We start from the raw sequence: 19834 nt of genomic DNA, 5'->3' as shown, positions 1-19834 counted from the left end.
CCCCCCATGCGCAAGACAGTCCTGTCCGGCGTGTTAGTGCTGGCCCTGACGGTTCCGGCCGCCCCCGCCGACGCCTCAGAGAACAACACCCTGCTGCGCTATGCCAAGGACACCTGGCGGTCGATGGCCGCCATGGTGGAGCCGGCCACCGGCCTGCCCGCCGACAAGGTGACCGGCGACCTCGCGACCAGGGCGAAGGTCACCTCGCCCACCAACATCGGCACGTACCTGTGGAGCACTCTCGCCGCCCGCGACCTGCGCCTGATCAGCGGCGGGGACGCCGCCGCCAGGATCGGCCGGGTGATCAAGGCGCTGGAGGGACTTGAGCGGAACACGCCCACCGGCCAGTTCTACAACTGGTACGATCCCGGCACCCTCCAGTTGATCCACACCTGGCCGGAGACCGGCGATCCGGTGCGCCTGTTCGCCTCCAGCGTGGACAACGGCTGGCTGGCCGCGGCCCTCATGATGGTCCGCAACGCGACCCCGCAATACTCCGCCCGCGCCAACCGTCTGCTGACCTCCATGAACTTCGCCTCCTACTACGACCCCGCCGCCCGCCCCGACGCGGGCACCGGCCTGATCCGCGGGGGCTTCTGGCCCGAGCCGCCCGACGGCTGCTACGTCGCGAGCGACTACGCCGGCACCGGTACGACCGTCTACTCGACCTGCCACCACTACGGCGCGCCCGCCGAGACCCGCATCGGCCAGTACGTGGGCATCGCGCTCGGCCAGCTCCCGCGCGAGAGCTACTTCGGCCCGTACCGCACCTTCCCCGACAACGGCTGCGACTTCGGCTGGCAGGACCAGAAGCCGGTCGGCTCGTGGAAGAAGTACCTGGGCGTGAACGTCTGGGAGGGCACGTACGCCTACCGCGGCATGCGCTACGTCCCCAACTGGGGCGGCTCCATGTTCGAGGCCCTCATGCCGGACCTCGTGGTCCCCGAGGCGAAGTGGGCGCCCAAGAGCTGGGGCCGCAACCACCCGGTGTTCGTGCGCGCCCAGATCGAGCACGGCATGAACGAGGCCAAGTACGGCTACTGGGGCTTCTCGCCGTCCAACGACCCGCACGGCGGCTACCGCGAGTACGGCGTGGACCCGCTCGGCATGGACGAGCCCGGCTACACCACCGACCGCGAGCGCACCAGCACCGACCCCGGCTACGAGGGCTGCCGCCCGGCCAAGCCGGAGCCCACGGCCTACGGCGACGGCGTCGTGACGCCGCACGCCAGCTTCCTGGCGCTGCCGTACGCGAAGGACGCGGCGATCGACAACCTGGACAAGCTCCGCCGGAACTTCGACGCCTACGGCCCCGGCGGCTTCTACGACGCCGTCGCGGTCCGCTCGGGGGCCGTGTCCAAGTGGTACCTGGCACTCGACCAGGGCATGGTGATGGCCGCCCTGGGCAACGTGCTCACCGGCGGCGACCTGCACCGCTACTTCGCGGGCTCGGGCGTGGAGGCCAAGCTGCGCCCGGTAATGGAAATCGAGGAATGGAACGTCACTTCATGAACATGGCTGCCCACCGCGACTGGCAGGAGCGCATCGGCCAGGAGTCCGGTGCGATCACCCCGGCCTCCCGGCCCGAGCTGCCGGCCCCGACGGGCCTGTCGGCGGTCCCGGGAGCGGGCCAGGTGACGCTGACCTGGGACGCCGTGCCCGGGGCCATCGGCTACGTGGTGCACCGGGACGGGGCGCCGGCCACGCCGCCGGACGTGGACGTGCCCGCCGTCCCGTCCTGCCGGTACGTGGACACCGGCCACGGAGCGGCGTCCTACCAGGTGGCCGCCGTCGCCGCCGTGGACCACGCCGGCCCGCTGTCCGAGCCCGTCCAGGCCGCCCCGCTCGAAGGGCCGGCCGGGTTGTCGGTCCACGTGGACGCCGGGTGGGTGACCCGCGAGCTGCCGCGCCCGTGGGCGTACATGGTGGGGTCGGAGCACCTGTCGCACCTGCTGAGCACCGACGAGAGCGGCGGCCGGCCCATCGGCGAGGAGCTGGCCGAGGCGCTGCGCGTCATGCGCGACGAGCTCGGCGTCCAGACGGTCAGGGCCCACGCCATCCTCTGCGACGACCTGGGTGTCTACCGCGAGGTCGACGGTCAGGCGGTCTACGACTTCAGCCGCGTGGACGAGGTCTACGACAAGGTCGTGGCGCTGGGCCTGCGGCCGATCGTGGAGCTCAGCTACATGCCGCGCGACCTGGCCGCCGACCCCTCCAGGACCGTCTTCGGCTACGACGCCGTCGTCTCGCCGCCGAAGGACTTCGAGGCGTGGAGCGACCTGGTCAGGGCGCTCGTGGAGCACCTGGCCGAGCGGTACGGGATCCACGAGCTGATCGACCACTGGGCCTTCGAGGTCTGGAACGAGCCGAACCTGGCCGTCTTCTGGACCGGTACGCCCGAGGAGTACTTCCTGCTCTACGACGTCACCGCCGCGGCCGTGAAGAACGTGCACCCGGACCTGCGCGTCGGCGGGCCCGCCTCGGCGGCCGACGGCTGGGTGGAGGAGCTGCTCGCCCACGTCGAGGAGTCGGGCGCGGCGCTCGACTTCGTCTCCAGCCACACCTACGGCAACGCGCCGCTCGACTGGCGTCCCGTCCTGGCCAGGTACGGCGTGGACGTCCCCGTCTGGTGGACCGAATGGGGGCCCACGCCCACCCACTTCCACGGCATCGGCGACGGGCCGTTCGGGGCGGCGTTCCTGCTGCACGGCATGAAGTCGGCCGCCGGCCGGATCGCCGCGCTGTCGCACTGGGTGGCCTCCGACCACTTCGAGGAGCTGGGCCGGCCGCCGCGGCTGTTCCACGGCGGGTTCGGCCTGCTGACGGTCGGCAACCTGCGCAAGCCCCGCTTCCACGCGCTCACCCTGGCCTCCCGGCTGGGTGACGCGGAGCTGGCCGCCACGCTCGACGGCGACGTGGCCGGCGTCGAGGCGTGGGCGGCCCGGCACGAGGACGGCAGGATCGGCGTGCTGGTCTGGAACGGCACCCTCAACCACGCCCAGGCCGACGGTGCCCCCGAGCTCACCCGTACGGTGTCCCTGACCGTCGACGGGCTCGCCGGCGGGGAGTACACGGTCACCCACCACCGCATCGACCGCGACCACTCCAACGTGCAGGCGGCCTGGCAGGCGATGGGCGGCGGCGACTGGCCGGCGGACGAGGAATGGGACAAACTTCGCGCCGCCAACACCCTGGACGAGCTGACCCCGCCGGCCACGGCCGCCGGGAGCACGGTCACGCTCGAGTTCGATCTGCCCATGCCGGGCGTGTCCTTCATCGAGCTGACACCGTAAAGAGCGATACCGTACGGGGCGATGTGGAGGTCTGAGGGACGGTTCTGTACGGGCGCGCACGCCGGTGAGAGCCTGTGCCCATGACCGAACCGGCTCGGGCGCTGGCCGCCCGCATCGAGCGGTTCGAGCAGGCCGCGGATCCCGGCCTGATCTGGGATCCCGCGGCGCTGGTCGAGGCCGAGCAGGCGATGCGGGCGTGCGCCGGCGACCGGACCGACGCCGTCACCTGGCGCCTGATCGGCATGCTCCACCTGGCCCGTTACCGGCTGGACCAGCGGTTCACGCAGGACGCGGCGGTGGCGGGCACGTACTTCGCCGCCGTGGCCGTGGTCGATCCGGCGCGGCTCCCGGAGCGGCTGCGCGGTTCGAACGTGCCCCCCGGCGACTCGGCCGACACGTGGGCGGGGCTCGTCGAAGAGGTGTTCCAGCACGTGGACCCGGCGGCGTACCCGCACGTGGGGCTGCTGATCCACGCCCTCGTGCGGCGCGCCATGGCGCGTCCCACGCCGGAGGTGGCCGACCGGCTCGGCGAGCTGCTGTTGCGGCAGTCGACGGGCTCGCCCGACCCCGCGTGGGCGACCGGCGCGCTGGCGCTGCTGGGTGACGGGCTGGTGCGGCTGTTCGGGGGCACGGGGGAGCTGGAGGTCGTCGACGACGCCGTGCACGTGCTGTTCAGGGCGGCGCTGGCCGAGCCGGCGCACGTGGACGAGCTGGGCACGGCGCTCGGGCTGGCGGCGTTCGGCGACGAGGAGCTGGCCGGGGCGTACGTGACGGCCGCGCAGGCGCCGCCGGCCGGCCAGGACCGGTCGCAGGCGCTGCTGGCGCTGGTGGAGCTCACGTGGGCGCGCTCGACCGGGTCGTACGCCGACCGCGACCTGCTGGCCTTCATCCGGGTCGGGCAGTGCGCGCTGGACTTCTGGCACGAGAAGTGGGCCCATCCCGGCGTGCTGGCGCCGTACGCGGCCGGGCTGGTCGAGTGGTTCGTCGTCACGGGGGACGAGCGCTCGCTCGAGGCCGGGACGGAGATGCTGGAGGCCCTGCACATCACGCCCGGCGAGTCGGCGCGCGGGCTCGGCGCCGACCCCGTCGTGCGGCTCGGGCTGCTGGGAGACCGCCGCTGGAACCGGTACGGCGTCACCGGCGACTCCGACGACCTGGAGACCGCCATCGAGGTCATGCGCGAGGCGGCCGGCCAGGCTCCGCGCGGGCACCCCGACCGCGCCAGGCTGCTCGCCAACCTGGCGAACGCGCTGCTCAGGCGGGCCGTCGTGACCGGCGGGGACCCCGCGGAGCCGATCACGGCCGCGCGTGCCGCGCTCGCGGCCCACGGGGAGCGGGACCCGGCCAGGCCCAGGGTCCTGATGCTGCTCGGCCAGGCGCTCAAGCTCGACCTCGACGCCGGGCACGCCGACGAGGCGATCGCCGCGTTACGCGAGGCGCTGGCGGCCGGTGAGCGGCTGTCGCCGCGGGCGGAGGCGTACGGGCTCGTCTCGGAGGTGCTGCGCTGGCGGGCCGCGCACTCGGGACGGGTGGAGGACCTGAACGAGGCGGTGGCGTCCGCGCGCCAGGGTCTGGAGGTGGCCGTGAAGTCCGCCCAGGACCCGGCGCCCGCGCAGCGGGTGCTGTGCGGGGCGCTGCTGGCGCGCTTCTCGGCGCAGGGCGACCCGGGGGACCTGGGGGAGGTGCTCGAACTCGCCAGGGAAGGGGACCCGGAGCTGCTGTCGCAGCTCGGCGCGGCCCTCGACGGGACGCCGGTGCCGGACGAGCGGCTCGCGGGGGTCGCGACCGAGCTGGCGCTGGCCACGCGGAACGACGAGGTCACGGTCGAGCTGCTGCGTTACGCCGAGCGGCAGGCCGAATCGCCCGGCGAGTTCCTGCTGGAGTCCGGGCTGCGGCTGGCCTCGCTCGGGCGGCTGCGGGTGGCCTGCGCCGTGCTGGGGCGTTCGGCGGAGGCGTTCGGCTCCGGCTTCGAGGAAGGGGCTCGGACGGCGTACGCGCTGGCCGAGCAGGGGCGCGCGTACCAGGAGCTGGGCGAGCTGGGTTCGGCGCTGGAGTCGTTCGCGCGGTCGGCGGCCGGCTACGGCTCGCTGGGCGAGGTCCGGGCCGAGGCGCTCCAGCTCGGCAGCATGGGCGTCGTGCTGCTCAGAGCCGGCGACCCCGTCCGCGCCCTCGAACACCACCACCGCGCCATCGCCCTGTGCGAGAGCGCCGGGCTGGCGGCGGAGGAGGCGGCCCAGCAGGGGCACGCGGCCGAGGCGTTCCTGGCCGCCGGCGACCCGGACGGCGCCGTGGCCTGCGCGGTCCAGGCCCGTGAGCTCTATCGGGAGCTGGGCGAGACCGTGCCGGCCGCCATGGCGCTCGTCCACGCCGCCCGGGCGGCCGTCGACCAGGACGACCTCACCGCGGCCGCGGAACGCATGGCCGCCTGCGCCATCGAGCTGGAGGCCGCCGGGGCGTGGGAGGACGCGTGCGGGGCGCTCGACGCGCACGCCGTCCTGCTGGTGGAGCGCGGTCACCCAGGGCAGGCCGCCGCCTGCGAGACCCGGCTGGTGGAGATCGTGCGGCGCAGGGGCGAGCGGCGCGAGCCCGCCGACGAGTGGTACCGCATCGCGGGCCGCCGCCGGGGCCGCGGTGACTCCGACGGTGCCCGGACGGCCTTCGGGCTGGCCGAGCGCGAGTACGAGTCGCTCGGCCACTACGACGGGGCCGCCTCGGCGCGCTACAACCTGGGCGCGCTCTCGTACGCGGAAGGGGATCCAGGGCGGGCGCTGGAGGAGTTCGGGGCGGCGGCGGAGGCGTTCGCCAGGCTGCGTGCCCCGGTCAAGGAGGCGTCCGCGCTGACCATGCGCGCCTCCTGCCTGACCGCCCTCGACCGCTACGACGACGCGCCGGCCGATCTGGAGCGGGCGCTGGAGCTGGCCGCCACCGAGGGGGACGCGGGGGCCGTCCTCGTCGCCGTGCTGGGGCGGGTGGCGCTGGACCTGCGGCTCGGCTCGTGGGACGAGGCGGCGGAACGGCTGAACTCGGCCCTGGGGCTGTCGGCCGGGGACCCGCTCAAGGAGGCGGTCGTCCGCGACCGGCTGGCCGCGCTGGCGGCCCGTACCGGGGACCTGGACGCGCAGGTGGAGGCGCTGGAGCTGGCGGTGGCCGGATTCCACGCCGGCGACCAGCCCCGGCTGGCGGCGCTCACCTCGATCAAGCTCGGCTTCGCGCTGGAGGAACGCGGCGAGTTCCGCCGCGCCCGAGCCGCCCTCGAAGCCGGCCTCGCCACCCTCACCCCACCACGCACGCCTTCCGACCGGCCCGCGCCTTTCGACCGGCCCGCATCCTTCGACCCGCCCACACCCCTGGGCTCGGCGTCGTCCGGCGGCTCGGGGGAGCGCGGCGGAGCGTTTGAGCTCATCGCGGTCATGGGCGGGGGCCTGGACGCGGAGCTGCTGTCGCGCCTGGCCCGCATCCAGCTCACGCTCGGCGAGGCGACCCGCGGCCACGCGACCCTGAACCAGGCGATCAGAGCGGCGGACGGCGACCGGGCCGAACGGCTGGAGACCTGGCTCCGCATCGAGGAGGCGGAGGCCGCCGGCGACCTGGAGACCGCCCGAGCCCTCGCCGAGCAGACGCTCGCCGCGAACCCCGTCAACGGCCGCCCCCTCGCCTCCGACTATCACTCGTTCCTGCTGGTCAAGCTCTCCTCCTTCTGCCGGGTGCTGGGGGACCTGGAGGCCGCCCGCGCGTACGCCGCCCGCGGCTACGAGCTGCGCGACGCCCTCGTGATCGACCACCTGCGCAACCTCGGCGCGGCGGCCCGGGACCTGGGCCGCCTGGACGAGGCCGCGGGCCACCTCACCGAGGCGGTCGCCCTGGCCCGCGACTCGGACGCCGCGCTCCCCGCGGACCTCGTCCAGGCGCTCGACCTGCTCGGTCGCGTCCGCGCCGACCAGGCCCGCTGGGCGGAGGCCGCACACGCCTTCGACGAAGGGCTGGAGCTGCTGTCCTCGCCGGTCTGGCGCGCGCTGCGGGCCCCGTTGCTGGCCGGACGGGGCGCGCTCCACCTCAAGCTGGGCGAGCTGGCCGAGGCCGAGGCCCTCTACCGGCAGTCCATCGCGATCGTGGAGGAAGCGGGTTCCCGGACGGACCTCGCCGACAGCTACGCCGACCTGAGCCTGGTCTGCGCGCTGCGGGACTCGACGGACCAGGCCAGGCTCTTCGCCGAGAGAGCCCTGGACATCGAACACGCCCGCGGCCGGACCCGTGGCGTGGTCCTGGCGCTCATCCTGCTCGCCCGACTCGAGGACTCCTCCCGCGCCGAGGTCGACCTGGCGGAGGCCGCGGCCCTGGCCCAGGAGATCGGACATCGGGCAGGGGAGGCGCTCGCCCTCGGCCGGCTCGGCGCGCTGTACGTGGCCACCACCTCGTACGCCCGCGCCCACCGGCACCTGTCGGAGGCGATCGGGCTGCTGGAGGAGCTCGGACACGAGCTGGAGCTGGGGATCGCCCTGCACAACCGCTCCGTCGCCGCCGAGCATCTGGGGGACCTGCCGAGCGCGCTCGCTGACGCCGAACGGGCCTGCGACCTGGGCCACACCTCCGGCCGCGACCGCGCGATCCGGCTCGCGGTCCGCCTGGGCCGCGGCCTGGCCGCCTGGCGGCACCTGGAGCACGCCAAGTCCCACACCCTGACCACCCACCTCGGCCACCGCCACTGGCCAGGGCAGGCGGGGGGTGGTGGTGACCGCTGGTCCGGGATGGCGGGGCCTGGGGCCGGCCGCTGGTCCGAGCCCGTGGGGGGTGGCGATGGCCGCTGGTCCGAGCTGGCGCGTCAGGGTGAGGAGTCCTGGCCCTGGACGGTCGAGGACCGGCCGACCGCCGCCGACCTCAGCCATCGGCGCTGGCCCGTGCCCGACGGCGTGCCCGCCGAGCTCGTGGAGGCGGAGCGGCGCGGACTCGACACCACGCGGACGCTCAGGTCGGCCGCTGGGAACACCCGGGACCCGTCGGAAGCCGCGACGCTGCTCGGACGCGCCCGCACCGCCGAGGCCGAGGTGGAGGCGCTGTGGCGGCGGATGGAACCCCTCGCCCCCGACTACGTCGCCCTGCACCGGGACCCGCCGCTCGACCAGCTCCACCTCGACGCCCTCGTCACCCCAGAAGGCAGCCCAGGCAGCGGGAGCGCCGTGGTCGGCTTCCACGTCGGCGAGGAGAGCGTGACGGTGCTCGCCCACCGCACCGGCTGGTCCGAGCCGCGCGCCTTCCCCACCACCGTCGGCCACGACCTGCTGGCCGACTTCACCGCCACCACCGTCGGCCGCCGTCCCGGGCTGCTGGACATCGAGGCGCGCCGCCACCGCGCGGCCGTCTGGCGCCGCCTGGCCGACCTCCTCCTGTCGGACGTCCTCGACGCGCTCGGCGACGACCTGGACCACCTCTACCTGGTCCCGCACGCCGGGCTGCACCGGGTCCCGCTCCACGCGCTGGCCCCGGACGGCCGCTCGCTCCTCGAACGCGCCCTCGTGACCTACGCCCCCTCCGTTGCCGCCCTGACCCGCCTCACCCGGCGGGGTCCCGCGACGGGCACCCGGTCACTGGTGCTCGGGTACACCCCGGATGCCGAACCCGAGGCCCGCGGCGCGCTCGACGCGGCGGCTCGGGACGCCGGCGCCCTGCTGGACGTCCCGCCCCACACCGGTCCGGCCGTCACCGCGACCCGGCTCCCCGGCACCTGGGACGTGGTGCAGCTGTCGTGCCCGGGCGTGTTCGACCCGGACGACCCGTTCGGCTCGGGCATCGGGCTGGCCGACGGCCTCCTGACCGGCAGGCGGCTCATGAGCATGGCCGTGGACGCCCGGCTCGTCGTCCTCGGCTCCCACGAACGCGACCCCGCGCGGGGCGGCGGCGACGACGTGGCCGCCCTGGCCCACGCGTTCCTCCACGCGGGCGCCAGGTCCGTGCTCCTCCCGCTCTGGCCGGTCTCCGGCGAGGTCACCAGGGCCCTGATGCGCGACGTCCACACCAGGCTGCGCTCCGGCATGGGCCCGGCACGGGCGCTGAGGGAGGCCGTACTGGAGCTGCGCGACCTCTACGGCCCCGCCGAGCCCGGCCTGTGGGCCCCGTACGTCCTGGTGGGCCTGCCCTCCTGACGAGCGGGCGAGCAGCCTCTACGGTGGGACGCAGCAGAACGCGAGGGGGACGATGGACAGCCGGCGGCCGATGCGTGCCGACGCGCGGCGCAACAGGGAGCGGATCCTCCAGACCGCCCGGGAGGCCTTCGCCACCGAAGGCCTGGCCGTGTCGCTCGACGAGATCGCGCGCCGGACCGGGGTCGGCCCCGGCACCGTCCACCGCCACTTCCCGGCCAAGGAGGCGCTGGTCGAAGCGGTGCTCGCCGACCGCCTCGGCGGGCTCGCCGAGCAGGCCCGCCAGGCCGTCCAGGCGGATCAGGGCGGGTCGGCGTTCTTCCCGTTCCTGCTCGGCCTGATCGGTGAGGCCCGCGCCAAGCAGGACCTCGCCGACGCGCTCGCCAGGGCGGAGGTCGATCTGTCGGAGCTCACCCAGCGACTCGCGCTGGACCTGCGCCGGGCCTTCGCCGAGTTGCTCGCGCGGGCCCAGGAGGCCGGCACCGTCCGGGCGGACGTGGACGCCGAGGATGTGCAGGCCGTCGTCCTCGCGGCGATCACCGCCGAGCGGCATCGGGCCGACCCCGAACGGCCGGGGCGGATCGCCGCTGTGGTGCTCGACTGCCTGCTGGTCGCGTAGGACCGGCTCAGCCGCCCAGCCATTTCGAGTCCGGCATGAGCGTGGCCGCGACCAGGTAGCCGAAGAAGCCGATGGCCAGGCCCACCGCGTACGCTCCGAAGACCTCGGGGGTGCCCACCAGCGCGGTCACCGCCCCGCCACCCACCGCAGCCAGCACCGCCGCGAGGTCGGACAGGCCCGCCGCGCCCTGCCTGCGGCGCAGCGTCCCGTACGTGATCCAGCCGATCACCAGCCCGAAGCAGATCGCGCCGAGCACGGCCATGCGAGGACCTCCTCGTGGTCAGCCGCCACCGTGTCGCGCGGCGGCGGCCCGTGGGTCTGATAGCCGTTCACGATCGCACGAGGCGCGCCCGCCTGGCTAGAGGTAGCTCCTGGTCGCGCTCACCAGATCGGGGGTGGCGTCGCGGGTGTCGAAGTAGAGGGCGGAGTCGGGGGTGCGCTCGCGGACGTCCTGGTCGCGGATCGCGAACACGGCCGGGACCACCCCCACGTCCCCGTAGCGGCCGGTGACGGCCTCGCCGATCGCCCCGCGTACGTCGCCGACCACGTCACGCGAGGTGTGGCCGGGACCGGAGGCGGCGAGATAGCCCAGCATGCCCGCGAAGCGCAGCTCCGCCTCGGCCGCCGGGCGCTGCTCGGGCAGCACGGGACGGTCCAGCCAGAACACCTTGCCCGCGAGGAACGCCTCGTAGTCGTCGCCCTCGTGGCGGAGCACGCGCGCCGTCTCGGCGAGCAGCTCCCCGAACTCGGCCAGCTCCGACTCGGGCGGCAGATCCGTGGTGACGAACAGGGGCACGATCAGCGCGTCGAGCATTGGACAATCCCTCCGTGAGGAGGCTCATCGTAGGACCCGCGACCGACAATCCCGGGTCACGCCACTCTCCGTGGCGGTCTAGCGTTCGGTCCACTCGTCCTGTAACGCCGAGTGCACGATCGAGTCGCGCCACCCGTTCGGCGTGTGCACGTGGTGCCGGATGCGGCCTTCCTCGACCATCCCGGCGGTCAGCATGGCGAGCTGGGCGGGTAAGTTCGCCGGGGAACGGGCGCCCCAGACGCGGTGCAGCCCGAGCTGCTTGAAGCCGAACGACAGTAACAAGCGCACGAGGTCCGTGCCGACCCCGCGTCCCCACTGGTCGGGGTGGAGGCCGAAGCCGATCTCGGCGCTGTGCGGGTGGTCGGCCTCGATGTGCAGGCGGGCCACCCCGATCACGTCGCGGCGGGCCGTGTCGATCACGGCCAGCACGTACAGGCGGCGTGGCTCGGCCGCGGCCGCCTCCTGGGCCTGGGCGACGAGCCCCGCCACCTCGGCCAGGCTGCGGGGCGCGAACGGCATGTGCTGCGTGGCCGTGGTGTCGCCGTAGACCGCGTGCAGCGCTGTCACGTCGGCCTCCGCGACGTCACGGAGGCCGAGCCGTTCGCCGTTGTACACCACCCGCCGCATTTGCAGACGGTAACGCGATTCCCGTGATCTCTACAAGCCCATGTCAAGTGGCGAGTTGACTCCCGTAAGCCCGCGCCACAAGCTCGGCGACGGCGCTGTGCGCGCCGAGCGGCTCCGCGTGCCCGGCGTTGATCGAGGCGGCGGCCTGCTCGACGATCCCCGTGGGGGCCTCGTGGCCGATCATGCAGGGCGCGATGGCCAGGCGCTCGGCGCCCGCCGCGCGCAGCCGCTGGGCCGCCATCGCGATGCCCGGCTCGCTGTCGAGCGAGGCCGAGACGACCGGCAGCGTGAGCCTGGAGGCCAGGAGCACCGCCGTGGCCTGCACCGCGTGCACCGCGCGCTCCCCGCCCACCGTGGCCATGATGACGGCGTCCACGGGGCTGGAGACGTTCAGCAGCCGTACGCGGTCGGCCCTGGCCAGGCCGCGCTCGGCGAGCCTGATGTGCAGGGCCTCGGCCAGCAGCGGGTGCGGGCCGAGCGCCTCGGTGACGACGGCGCCGCTGCCGCCGGCCGCGACCGCCTTGCCGATCTCAGCCAGGACGACCGGATCGTCCCAGGTGAGCAGCGGCACGATGACGGCGTCGCGGCCGGAGGGCAGGGAGTCCGCCAGGTCGGTGACGCTCGTCAGCCGCACCTCGATCTGCGGGTGGTCGAGGCGTACCACGGCCGCGATCTCTTCGGCCACGCCGGCCGCCGCGCCGGGGGTGGCGAGCACGAGCATGGGGGCGTCCGGCGGCAGGGACGTGGGCACGGGACGGCGGTGGCGACCGCCGCCCGGCCGGGGGGAACGTTCACGTACAGGCAGGCTCACAGCCGCGCAGTTTATGCGTATTAGGTGGAGGTTGCTCTGTGAATAGGTGGCGATTCCGTCACAACCCAGACGCTGCGCGCAAAAAGAGTCAACCACATCTTGACTACCGCGACGGAACCACGACCGACTGGGGATTCCCGGGGGCGTACACCGTGATGCCCTGCGGCAGCGATTTGAGCTTCTCGATCTCCGCGCACGCCGGGCACTTGTCGTAACCGTCCTGTCTTGCCCGGTTCGCGTCCGCCTCCGCCTTGGCCTGGGCGACCTTCGCCTGCGCCTCGGAGACGGCCGCCGAGGCGGCCAGCGAGCGGTCCACGGCCTGCTGCACCTCGCCCGGCAGCGTCACCTTGGCCAGCGTGAAGCGCAGCCCGGTGAGGAAGTCGCCGCCGAGCGTGGCCGGCAGGTCGCGGGCCAGCGAGGCGTCGACCGCGTTCTGGACCTTGACGATGTTGGCGTTGCTGTCCCGCGGCTTGAGCGTGGAGCTCTCCAGCAGCGAGCAGGACGGCACGAGCTCGGCGCAGCGCATGGCTCCGATCTGGCCGCGCAGCGCGTTGTCGATCACGGGGCGGACCGCCTGGCCGAAGAACGCCGACCAGCCCTCGTCGCCGTCCCACGCGTAGAGCGAGCGGTCGTCCTGGGCGCGGAAGGTGCGGGTGCCGTACTTGTCGTCGAACGTCTTCAGCGTCTGATGGTCCAGGTTGAGCGTGAAGTAGAGGGTGCCTTCGATGCCGAGGTTCACCCCGTCGCTGCTGGGCACCGTCACCACGTCCACACCGAGCGTCGTGGCCCGCTTGGGGTCGGCGGTGATCGTGTAGAAGCGCTGCTGCGCCGGGTAGAGGTGGGTGGACGACCACATGCCGGTCCAGGTCAGGCCGGAGCCGGGGTTGATCACCTGGCGTACCTGGTTGTCGTCGAGCGGGCCGCCGTCGCGGACGACGGCCACCTCGCCGCCGCCCGTGCTCTCCAAGCCCCCCAGGCCCCCGATGAGCAGGGGGACGGCGATGAGCGCGGCGACGACGATCAGGGCGATTCTCATCAGTACCCCTTCCGCGCGGGCGGCGTTGGCAGCCGCCGCCCGCGGCTTCTCGCGGCGTTTTCCGGCTGAGCTCACGGGTTCCGGCTCAGGCGAAGGGTCCCACCTGGCCGGGCAGGGAGGCGTTGGCCTTGGGGCCGGGGTCGGGCTGCGCGGCCAGGTCGAGGTCGCGGGTCTCCGGGGCGATGGCCAGGCCCAGGGCCGTGACCGCCAGGGCGACCACCACGTAGATCGACACCGCGACCGTGGTCTGGTACGTGTCGAACAGGCTGAGGGCGATGATCGGGGCCAGGGCGCCGCCGACGATGCCCGCCACCTGATAGCCCATGGAGGCGCCGCTGTAGCGCAGCCGCGTGCTGAACAGCTCGGCGATGAAGGCCGCCTGCGGCCCGTACATGGCGGCGTGGGTGACCAGCGCGACCACGGCGGCCAGCGCGATCAGCGGGAACGATCTGGTGTCGAGCAGCGGGAAGAACGCGAACGCCCACACCGCCGCGCCCACCACGCCCGCGAAGTACACCGGACGCCGCCCGAACCGGTCCGACAGCGCGCCGGCCAGCGGGATCAGCACGAGCTGCAGCGCCGACCCGATCAGCACCGCGTTGAGCGCGTACGAACGCGGCAGCTTCAGCACCGTGGTGAGGTAGACGATGATGTACGCGGTGAACGTGTAGAAGGCCACGTCCACCCCGATCCGCGCGGTGAAGGCGGACAGCAGGGCCCGCGGGTGCGTCCGCAGCACCTCCAGCAGCGGCATCTCCGCCTTGGCGCCCTGCTCCTTGACCTGGGCGAACAGCGGCGACTCGGTCACCCGCAGCCGCACCCACAGGCCCACGAACACCAGCACGCCCGACAGCAGGAACGGCACCCGCCAGCCCCACGACAGGAACGCCGCGTCGGACAGCGTGAACGACAGGAGCGTCAGCAGCCCGGTGGCCAGCACGTATCCGGCGGGCACGCCGACCTGCGGCCAGCTCGCGTTGAAGCCGCGCCGCCGCCCGTCGCCGTGCTCCAGCGACATGATCACCGCGCCGCCCCACTCGCCGCCGAGCCCCAGGCCCTGCACGAACCGGAGCACCGCCAGCAGGATCGGCGCGAGCACGCCCGCGCTCGCGTAGCCGGGCAGCACGCCGATGAGGAACGTCGAGACGCCCATCACCAGGAGCGTCACCACCAGCACGGTCTTGCGCCCCGCCCGGTCGCCGAAGTGGCCGAACACGACGCCGCCGAGCGGCCGGGCGACGAACGCCACGGCGTTGGTGGTCAGCGACGCCAGCGTCGCGTTGAACGGGTCGAGAGCGGGGAAGAACAGCTTGGGGAAGACCAGGGTCGCCGCCGTGGTGTAGAGGAAGAAGTCGTACCACTCCAGCGACGTTCCGATCAGGCTGGCGAGGATCACCCGCCGGGTCTGTTGCGCGGAGCCTGTCATTCGATCGCTCCTTGTTCGTCTAGGGGGTCCTCTTCAACATAAGAATCGTTGAACAATTCGACAAGAGGTTTGCTCCATGATTCGCTGTCAAATGTGGATAACGTGGTTGCCGATCTCGCTCAGGACCGCCCCCGGCTGGGCCGCAGCAGCACCGCGGAACGGGTGGCCGACATCCTGCGCGACCGCATCAGCGAGGGCTTCTTCCGTCCTGGGCAGCGGCTGTCGGAGGAGTCGATCTCGGAAGGGCTCGGCGTGTCGCGCAACACGCTGCGCGAGGCGTTCCGGCTGCTCGGCCACGAGCGGCTGCTCGACCACAAGCTCAACAGGGGCGTGTTCGTCCGGCTCCCGTCCGCCGAGGACGTCGCCGACCTCTACCGCGTGCGCCGCGTGCTCGAAGGGGCGGCCGTACGGCGCGGCCCGGCCCCCGAGGCGCTGGCCGTGATCAAGGAGGCCGTGCTCGACGCCGAGCGCGCCGCCGAGCAGGACGACTGGCAGGGCGTCGGCACCGCCAACATCCGCTTCCACCAGGCGCTCGTCTCGCTGAACGAGAGCCCCAGGATCGACGAGGCCATGCGCCAGCTCCTGGCCGAGCTGCGGCTGGTCTTCCACGTGATGGAGAACCCGCGGGCCTTCCACGAGCCGTTCGTCGACCGCAACCGGACCCTGCTCGGGCTTCTCGAGTCGGGGCGGCCCGAGAAGGCCGCCGCGTACCTCGACGACTATCTCGACCACGCCGAACGGCTGCTCATCGAGGCGTACACGCCGTAACGTCTGTGGCATGGACCGGATCTTCACCCTTGACGAGGCCCGCGAGTTGCTTCCCGGCGTCATGCGTGACGCGCACGAGGTGATCGCCGCCCGCGCCGACCTGGCCGAGATCGACTTCGACCGGCGGGCCACGGGGAGCTCCCCGCTCGGCGGCCTGCCCGAGATCAAGGGGCTGCAGGCCCGCATCGAGGAGATCCTCAGCGGGTGGAACGAGCGGGGGATCGAGGTCAAGGGCATCGCGCCGGTGCTGGTCGACTTTCCCGCCGTGATCGACGGGGTGTCGGTGCGGCTGTGCTGGATCGAGGGCGAGCCGGAGCTGGCCTGGTACCACCGTACGGAGCTCGGCTTCGCGGGCCGCCGCCCGCTGGACCCCGGGAGGGAGTGAGCCGCAGCCGTGGCCGATCTGTGACCAACCGGTCACGTCAAGCGGGTGTCTAACGGGGTGAGCGAAAGGATCACACCGATGAGGCACCCCTCAGCGACCGCGGCCCTGCTGGCGTCGGCGGTCATCGGCGGACTGGGGCTCTCGCCCGGCGCCGCCCACGCCCAGTCGAAGTCCCCGGAGGCCCGCGCCGCCTGGGTCAAGACCTGCACCCACAAGAAGGACGACCTCGACTACCCCTGCGATCACTGGCAGCTGATCATGCGCGACGGCCGCAAGGTCGCCGTGCCCGGCGCGGCCACCTCGCAGATCGACGCCAAGGGCAACGAGGTCCACGACACCGTCACGTTCGCCATCAGCGCCGACGGCCGCGTGATGGCGTACGAGCGCAAGAGCGACCACCGCCTGGTCGTCCAGCCGATCGCGGGCGGCCCGGCCAGGACGCTGCCCAAGGCCGCGGTCCCCAAGGGCGTCGGCACCTCCGACATCGGCGTCTACCTGTCGCCCAAGGGCGACACGGTCGTGATCGACTACGGCGACGAGCCCGTCCGCCTGCCCGCCAAGGTCATCACGGTCGCGACCGGCAAGATCACGACGCTGCCCCTCGGAGAGGGCATGGGCGGGTTCAGCGGCGACGGCGACGAGGTGCTGACCAAGCGCTACCTGAGCGACAACACGCTCCGTCTGACCGCGCGCCGGCTCGGCGGCGCCTCGGTCAAGGCGACCCCGCCCCAACTCGTCGCGAACGCCCCCACACTCGCCATGGCCCCCGACGGCCGGACGGTGGCCGTGTTCACCTCGGGCAACGCCGACACGAAGAAGCCGCCGAGGGTGCGGACCTACGACCTGGCGACCGGGCAGCTGTCCGGCGGCGCCGACCTGCCGCTCTCGCCCGGCGTGCCGCCGGATCTCGCCTGGTGGGCCCCGGACGGCCTGCTCCACGCGGTGGTGGAGAGCGGTGACGTCGGGGAGACGGCGGTGATACGGGAGCTCACCGTCGATCCCGACTCCGGGGCGGTCAACCAGACCGGCCGATACACGATCAGCAAGACCAGGTACGCCTACGTGAAGGCGGGGGAGTGAACGACATGAAAGCCAAGATCTTCGCGGTCCTCGCGGCCGCCGTCGTCGCGGTGCCGGGGGGCGTCGCGTACGCGGAGCCGCACGCGCAGGCACATCGGGGGCACGACAGCGTCCGGTACGCCGCCATCAAGAGCTGCGGCAAGGACGGGGACGCCAAGCCGTGCGGCGACTGGCGGCTCGTCATGCACGACGGCAGCCAGAGCATGCTGCACGACGCCCAGACGGTCGCGCTCGACGTCAAGGGCAAGAAGCTCGTGTACGCCTCGGCGCCCATCGCGGTCAGCGGCAACGGCCAGCGGATCGCGTACCTCACCAAGACCGGCAAACTGGCCGTGCGCACGCTCGGGGGCAGCGTCAAGCTGTTCGCCAAGGACGCGCTGCCCCGGGTGGACCAGAACAACATCACCCTGCGCCTGTCCGACGACGGCGCCCGGCTGGCCGCCGTCATCTCCGGCGAGAAGGTCCAGAGCACGCGCGTGTTCGACACCGCCACCGGCGGCCGGCTCGGCTCCGTGCCGGGCAACCTGACCGTGCTGGGCTTCAGCGGCGACGGGGACGAGGTGCTCACCAGCGCCGACGGCGACGAGGGCGTCACCGACCTGGCCGTCTACAGCGACACCGGCGAGCAGCTCGTACGCGGCACGCCGCCGCAGGTCGTGTCGTCCAACTCGCCGCAGGCGCTGTCCGCCGACGGCCGCACGGTCGCGGCCCTCGTGGCGGGGAACAAGCCGCAGCTCGTCCTGTACGACATGCAGAGCGACCAGGTCGTCGGCCGCAAGAAGCTCAACCTGCCGGCCGGGGACGTCGACATGGTCGACTGGACCGGGGACACCCAGGTGACCGTCCACCTGGTCCAGTACCAGGAGAGCGGCAACAAGATGACCATCGTCCAGATCGACACCGAGACGGGCGCGGTCAAGGTCCGGGACCGGTATCGGATGCTGAAGGGCATGTTCGTCTTCGCGGCGTGCGGCGGCTGACGCGGCGCGGGGCCCGGGGAGGCGGCGGGGATTCCCCGGGCCCGCACTGGCATAACCTTCTCGAGGTGGAGGTTCACTCGACCAAGGCGATGGCCGCCAGGGCCGTCGACCTGTGCGTGGCGCTGCTGCACGAACGGCCGTCCGTCGAGTCGGTGTCGCGGGTTCTGCGCGACCACGGGGAGACCGGGGACCTCGACCTCGGCGAGGCCGACGTGACGGCGATGCGGTCGGCTGCGGCGCGGCTGCGCGAGGTCCTGGGCGCGGCCACCGTCGGCGAGGCGGCCGACCTGCTCAACCGGATGCTCGCCGGATCGGCCCGAGCGCCCAGACTCACCAGCCACGGGGGCACGACGAGCTGGCACGTGCACGTCGACAGCGGGGACGACGCGCCGTGGGGGGAGTGGTTCCTGGCGTCGTCGGCGATGGCGCTGGCGGTGCTGCTGGCCGACCAACAGCGCATTCCGGGCGGGCTGTGCGCCTCGCGGGGGTGCGGGCGGCCGTACCTGGATCTCGGGGGCGGCAGCCCGCGGCGCTACTGCAGCACCCGCTGCGCCACCCGCGAACGCGTCGCCGCCCACCGCTCCCGCACCTCACCGCCCGCCTCGGGCTGAGCGCGACGCTTCTCCCGGGGATCCCTTGTCGCGGCGCCCGGCCGTGAGTACGGCCACGGCGACGGCCTGCAGCACAGCCCCCGCCACCAGGGCCGAGCTCGCCGAGTACGCCGCCAGCGGTCCGGCCAGCGCTGACCCGATCGCGAACGAGGTGATCTTCAGGCTGGCCCCCGTGGTGAACACCTGGCTGCGCAGGCGGGCCGGCGCCTCGCGGTGCCGTACCGAGAACAACGCGGTGAGCTGCGGCCCCTCGCCCGCTCCCGCCACCGCCGCGGCGACCACCGCCGCCCAGAACGTCCCGGCCCCGGCCGCCAGCGCCATCCCCGCGCCGAGCACCGCCGTTCCCCAGGCCAGGACGCGGTCCCACCGCCGCACCCGGCCCCACGCGGCGATCACCGCGTTCGCGGCCAGCCCGGACGCGGCGGTGACGGCCAGCAGCAGCGCGCCGTGGCCGCTCTCACCGGTGAGCTCGGCGCCGAGGACGGGAGCGGACACGACCAGCATGGCCAGGCCGCAGCACGAGACCGCGGACCCGGCCGTCGCCCGGCGCAACGTCGCGTTCCGCCAGATGACGGCGAACCCCTCGACCAGCTCCACCCGAATCGCCCGCCCGCGACCGGCCGCGCCACCGTCGGCGGGCGAGCCGGGTGCGGCGGGGTGAGCGTGAACGGCGGCGGGTGCGGCCGAACGGGCCCGTACGGGAGGCAGGCTCCAGGCGGCCGGCAGTGCGGCGATGAGCAGTCCGGCGCACACCAGGACCGTCGCGGTGCCTCCGCCCGCGCTCGCCACCAGCCCCACCACGGCGGGACCGGCCAGCCCGGCCACGTTGTAGCTCATGGAGTCGAGCGCGTTGGCCCTGCTCAGGCGTTCGGGACCGGCCACCCGGGGCAGCTGCGCCGTCCAGCCGCCGGTCAGCGCGGGCCCCAGCAGCCCGGCCACGACCGCCACACCGATCAGGGCCGCGTCGGGCACCCGGCCCAGCCCGTACAGGACCAGCAGGAGCCCGGTCGCGTACCCGAGGAGGCAGCACGCGAGCAGCCGCCCAGGCCGCCGCGCCCGGTCGAGCAGCACCCCGAGCAGCGGCCCTCCGAACGCGGCCGAGACGGTCAGCCCCGCCAGCAGCCAGGACGCCGTCAGGGGAGACCCGGTGACGGCCAGCCCGGCGACCAGGAGCGCGGGCCCGGACATCTCGTCCCCGGTGCGCGCGGCCACCGCACCGGCCATGTAACGGTATAACACGGCAAAGACGT

Annotated in this window: 16 protein-coding genes; 9 read left to right on the top strand and 7 right to left on the bottom strand. The window is 73.6% G+C overall.

The window, feature by feature from the left end:
* The first annotated feature begins 6 nt into the window (after nucleotides 1-6).
* The 4 genes from ACIHFD_RS43355 (at nucleotide 7) to ACIHFD_RS43340 (ending at nucleotide 10046) form a co-directional block, all read left to right on the top strand.
* Nucleotides 7-1512, top strand: coding sequence for a glucoamylase family protein (locus ACIHFD_RS43355; protein WP_397371882.1), 1506 nt, complete (start codon nucleotides 7-9; stop codon nucleotides 1510-1512).
* The gene (locus tag ACIHFD_RS43350; protein WP_397371881.1) at nucleotides 1509-3293 is read left to right on the top strand and encodes a hypothetical protein; all 1785 of its coding nucleotides are present in this window, start codon (nucleotides 1509-1511) and stop codon (nucleotides 3291-3293) included. Before ACIHFD_RS43355 ends, ACIHFD_RS43350 begins: the two co-directional genes overlap by 4 nt.
* Before the next feature lie 80 nt (nucleotides 3294-3373).
* On the top strand, nucleotides 3374-9430 hold the full coding sequence (locus ACIHFD_RS43345; protein WP_397371880.1) for a CHAT domain-containing protein: 6057 nt from the start codon (nucleotides 3374-3376) through the stop codon (nucleotides 9428-9430).
* 52 nt (nucleotides 9431-9482) lie between these two features.
* The gene (locus tag ACIHFD_RS43340; protein WP_397371879.1) at nucleotides 9483-10046 is read left to right on the top strand and encodes a TetR/AcrR family transcriptional regulator; all 564 of its coding nucleotides are present in this window, start codon (nucleotides 9483-9485) and stop codon (nucleotides 10044-10046) included.
* Between the two features lie 7 nt (nucleotides 10047-10053).
* Here ACIHFD_RS43340 and ACIHFD_RS43335 read toward each other — a convergent pair whose 3' ends face one another.
* From ACIHFD_RS43335 to ACIHFD_RS43310, 6 genes are all read right to left on the bottom strand, one after another.
* A complete protein-coding gene (locus ACIHFD_RS43335) occupies nucleotides 10054-10308 on the bottom strand; it encodes a hypothetical protein (RefSeq protein ID WP_397371878.1) in 255 nt (84 codons plus the stop codon).
* A gap of 96 nt (nucleotides 10309-10404) precedes the next feature.
* On the bottom strand, nucleotides 10405-10860 hold the full coding sequence (locus ACIHFD_RS43330; RefSeq protein ID WP_397371877.1) for a hypothetical protein: 456 nt from the start codon (nucleotides 10858-10860) through the stop codon (nucleotides 10405-10407).
* A gap of 78 nt (nucleotides 10861-10938) precedes the next feature.
* Nucleotides 10939-11487, bottom strand: a complete 549-nt coding sequence (locus tag ACIHFD_RS43325; RefSeq protein ID WP_397371876.1) for a GNAT family N-acetyltransferase — start codon at nucleotides 11485-11487, stop codon at nucleotides 10939-10941.
* 43 nt (nucleotides 11488-11530) lie between these two features.
* Complete coding sequence (locus tag ACIHFD_RS43320) at nucleotides 11531-12238, bottom strand: hypothetical protein (protein WP_350727017.1); 708 nt, start codon at nucleotides 12236-12238, stop codon at nucleotides 11531-11533.
* 163 nt (nucleotides 12239-12401) lie between these two features.
* Complete coding sequence (locus tag ACIHFD_RS43315; RefSeq protein WP_397371875.1) at nucleotides 12402-13334, bottom strand: SPFH domain-containing protein; 933 nt, start codon at nucleotides 13332-13334, stop codon at nucleotides 12402-12404.
* Nucleotides 13335-13419: 85 nt separating this feature from the next.
* Nucleotides 13420-14760: an MFS transporter gene (locus ACIHFD_RS43310; protein ID WP_397371874.1), complete on the bottom strand. Its 1341-nt coding sequence runs from the start codon at nucleotides 14758-14760 to the stop codon at nucleotides 13420-13422.
* 93 nt (nucleotides 14761-14853) lie between these two features.
* On the opposite strand from ACIHFD_RS43310, the gene ACIHFD_RS43305 reads away from it, so the two are divergent.
* The 5 genes from ACIHFD_RS43305 to ACIHFD_RS43285 all read left to right on the top strand — a co-directional run bounded on the left by ACIHFD_RS43305 (nucleotide 14854) and on the right by ACIHFD_RS43285 (nucleotide 18584).
* Complete coding sequence (locus ACIHFD_RS43305) at nucleotides 14854-15528, top strand: GntR family transcriptional regulator (protein ID WP_350727020.1); 675 nt, start codon at nucleotides 14854-14856, stop codon at nucleotides 15526-15528.
* Between the two features lie 10 nt (nucleotides 15529-15538).
* Nucleotides 15539-15913 (top strand): DUF2203 domain-containing protein, encoded by a 375-nt coding sequence (locus tag ACIHFD_RS43300; protein ID WP_397371873.1) that lies wholly within the window; start codon nucleotides 15539-15541, stop codon nucleotides 15911-15913.
* A gap of 78 nt (nucleotides 15914-15991) precedes the next feature.
* A complete protein-coding gene (locus tag ACIHFD_RS43295) occupies nucleotides 15992-16993 on the top strand; it encodes a hypothetical protein (RefSeq protein ID WP_397371872.1) in 1002 nt (333 codons plus the stop codon).
* 5 nt (nucleotides 16994-16998) lie between these two features.
* A complete protein-coding gene (locus ACIHFD_RS43290) occupies nucleotides 16999-17973 on the top strand; it encodes a hypothetical protein (RefSeq protein ID WP_397371871.1) in 975 nt (324 codons plus the stop codon).
* Nucleotides 17974-18038: 65 nt separating this feature from the next.
* The gene (locus ACIHFD_RS43285; protein WP_397371870.1) at nucleotides 18039-18584 is read left to right on the top strand and encodes a CGNR zinc finger domain-containing protein; all 546 of its coding nucleotides are present in this window, start codon (nucleotides 18039-18041) and stop codon (nucleotides 18582-18584) included.
* Here the strand turns inward: ACIHFD_RS43285 and ACIHFD_RS43280 are convergent.
* A complete protein-coding gene (locus ACIHFD_RS43280) occupies nucleotides 18564-19823 on the bottom strand; it encodes an MFS transporter (RefSeq protein WP_397371869.1) in 1260 nt (419 codons plus the stop codon). The two genes, ACIHFD_RS43285 and ACIHFD_RS43280, sit on opposite strands and share 21 nt — an antisense overlap.
* Nucleotides 19824-19834: the final 11 nt, after the last annotated feature.

The sequence above is a fragment of the Nonomuraea sp. NPDC051941 genome (assembly GCF_044593615.1).
Note: the sequence above shows the minus strand (reverse complement) of the source record. Positions and strands in the feature narration are given on the sequence as shown.

What these genes read in the sequence shown, in the direction of transcription:
- ACIHFD_RS43355 (WP_397371882.1), top strand. Translation starts at nt 7, where the DNA reads ATGCGCAAGACAGTCCTGTCCGGCGTGTTAGTGCTGGCCCTGACGGTT.
- ACIHFD_RS43350 (WP_397371881.1), top strand. Translation starts at nt 1,509, where the DNA reads ATGAACATGGCTGCCCACCGCGACTGGCAGGAGCGCATCGGCCAGGAG.
- ACIHFD_RS43345 (WP_397371880.1), top strand. Translation starts at nt 3,374, where the DNA reads ATGACCGAACCGGCTCGGGCGCTGGCCGCCCGCATCGAGCGGTTCGAG.
- ACIHFD_RS43340 (WP_397371879.1), top strand. Translation starts at nt 9,483, where the DNA reads ATGGACAGCCGGCGGCCGATGCGTGCCGACGCGCGGCGCAACAGGGAG.
- ACIHFD_RS43335 (WP_397371878.1), bottom strand. Translation starts at nt 10,308, where the DNA reads ATGGCCGTGCTCGGCGCGATCTGCTTCGGGCTGGTGATCGGCTGGATC.
- ACIHFD_RS43330 (WP_397371877.1), bottom strand. Translation starts at nt 10,860, where the DNA reads ATGCTCGACGCGCTGATCGTGCCCCTGTTCGTCACCACGGATCTGCCG.
- ACIHFD_RS43325 (WP_397371876.1), bottom strand. Translation starts at nt 11,487, where the DNA reads ATGCGGCGGGTGGTGTACAACGGCGAACGGCTCGGCCTCCGTGACGTC.
- ACIHFD_RS43315 (WP_397371875.1), bottom strand. Translation starts at nt 13,334, where the DNA reads ATGAGAATCGCCCTGATCGTCGTCGCCGCGCTCATCGCCGTCCCCCTG.
- ACIHFD_RS43310 (WP_397371874.1), bottom strand. Translation starts at nt 14,760, where the DNA reads ATGACAGGCTCCGCGCAACAGACCCGGCGGGTGATCCTCGCCAGCCTG.
- ACIHFD_RS43300 (WP_397371873.1), top strand. Translation starts at nt 15,539, where the DNA reads ATGGACCGGATCTTCACCCTTGACGAGGCCCGCGAGTTGCTTCCCGGC.
- ACIHFD_RS43295 (WP_397371872.1), top strand. Translation starts at nt 15,992, where the DNA reads ATGAGGCACCCCTCAGCGACCGCGGCCCTGCTGGCGTCGGCGGTCATC.
- ACIHFD_RS43290 (WP_397371871.1), top strand. Translation starts at nt 16,999, where the DNA reads ATGAAAGCCAAGATCTTCGCGGTCCTCGCGGCCGCCGTCGTCGCGGTG.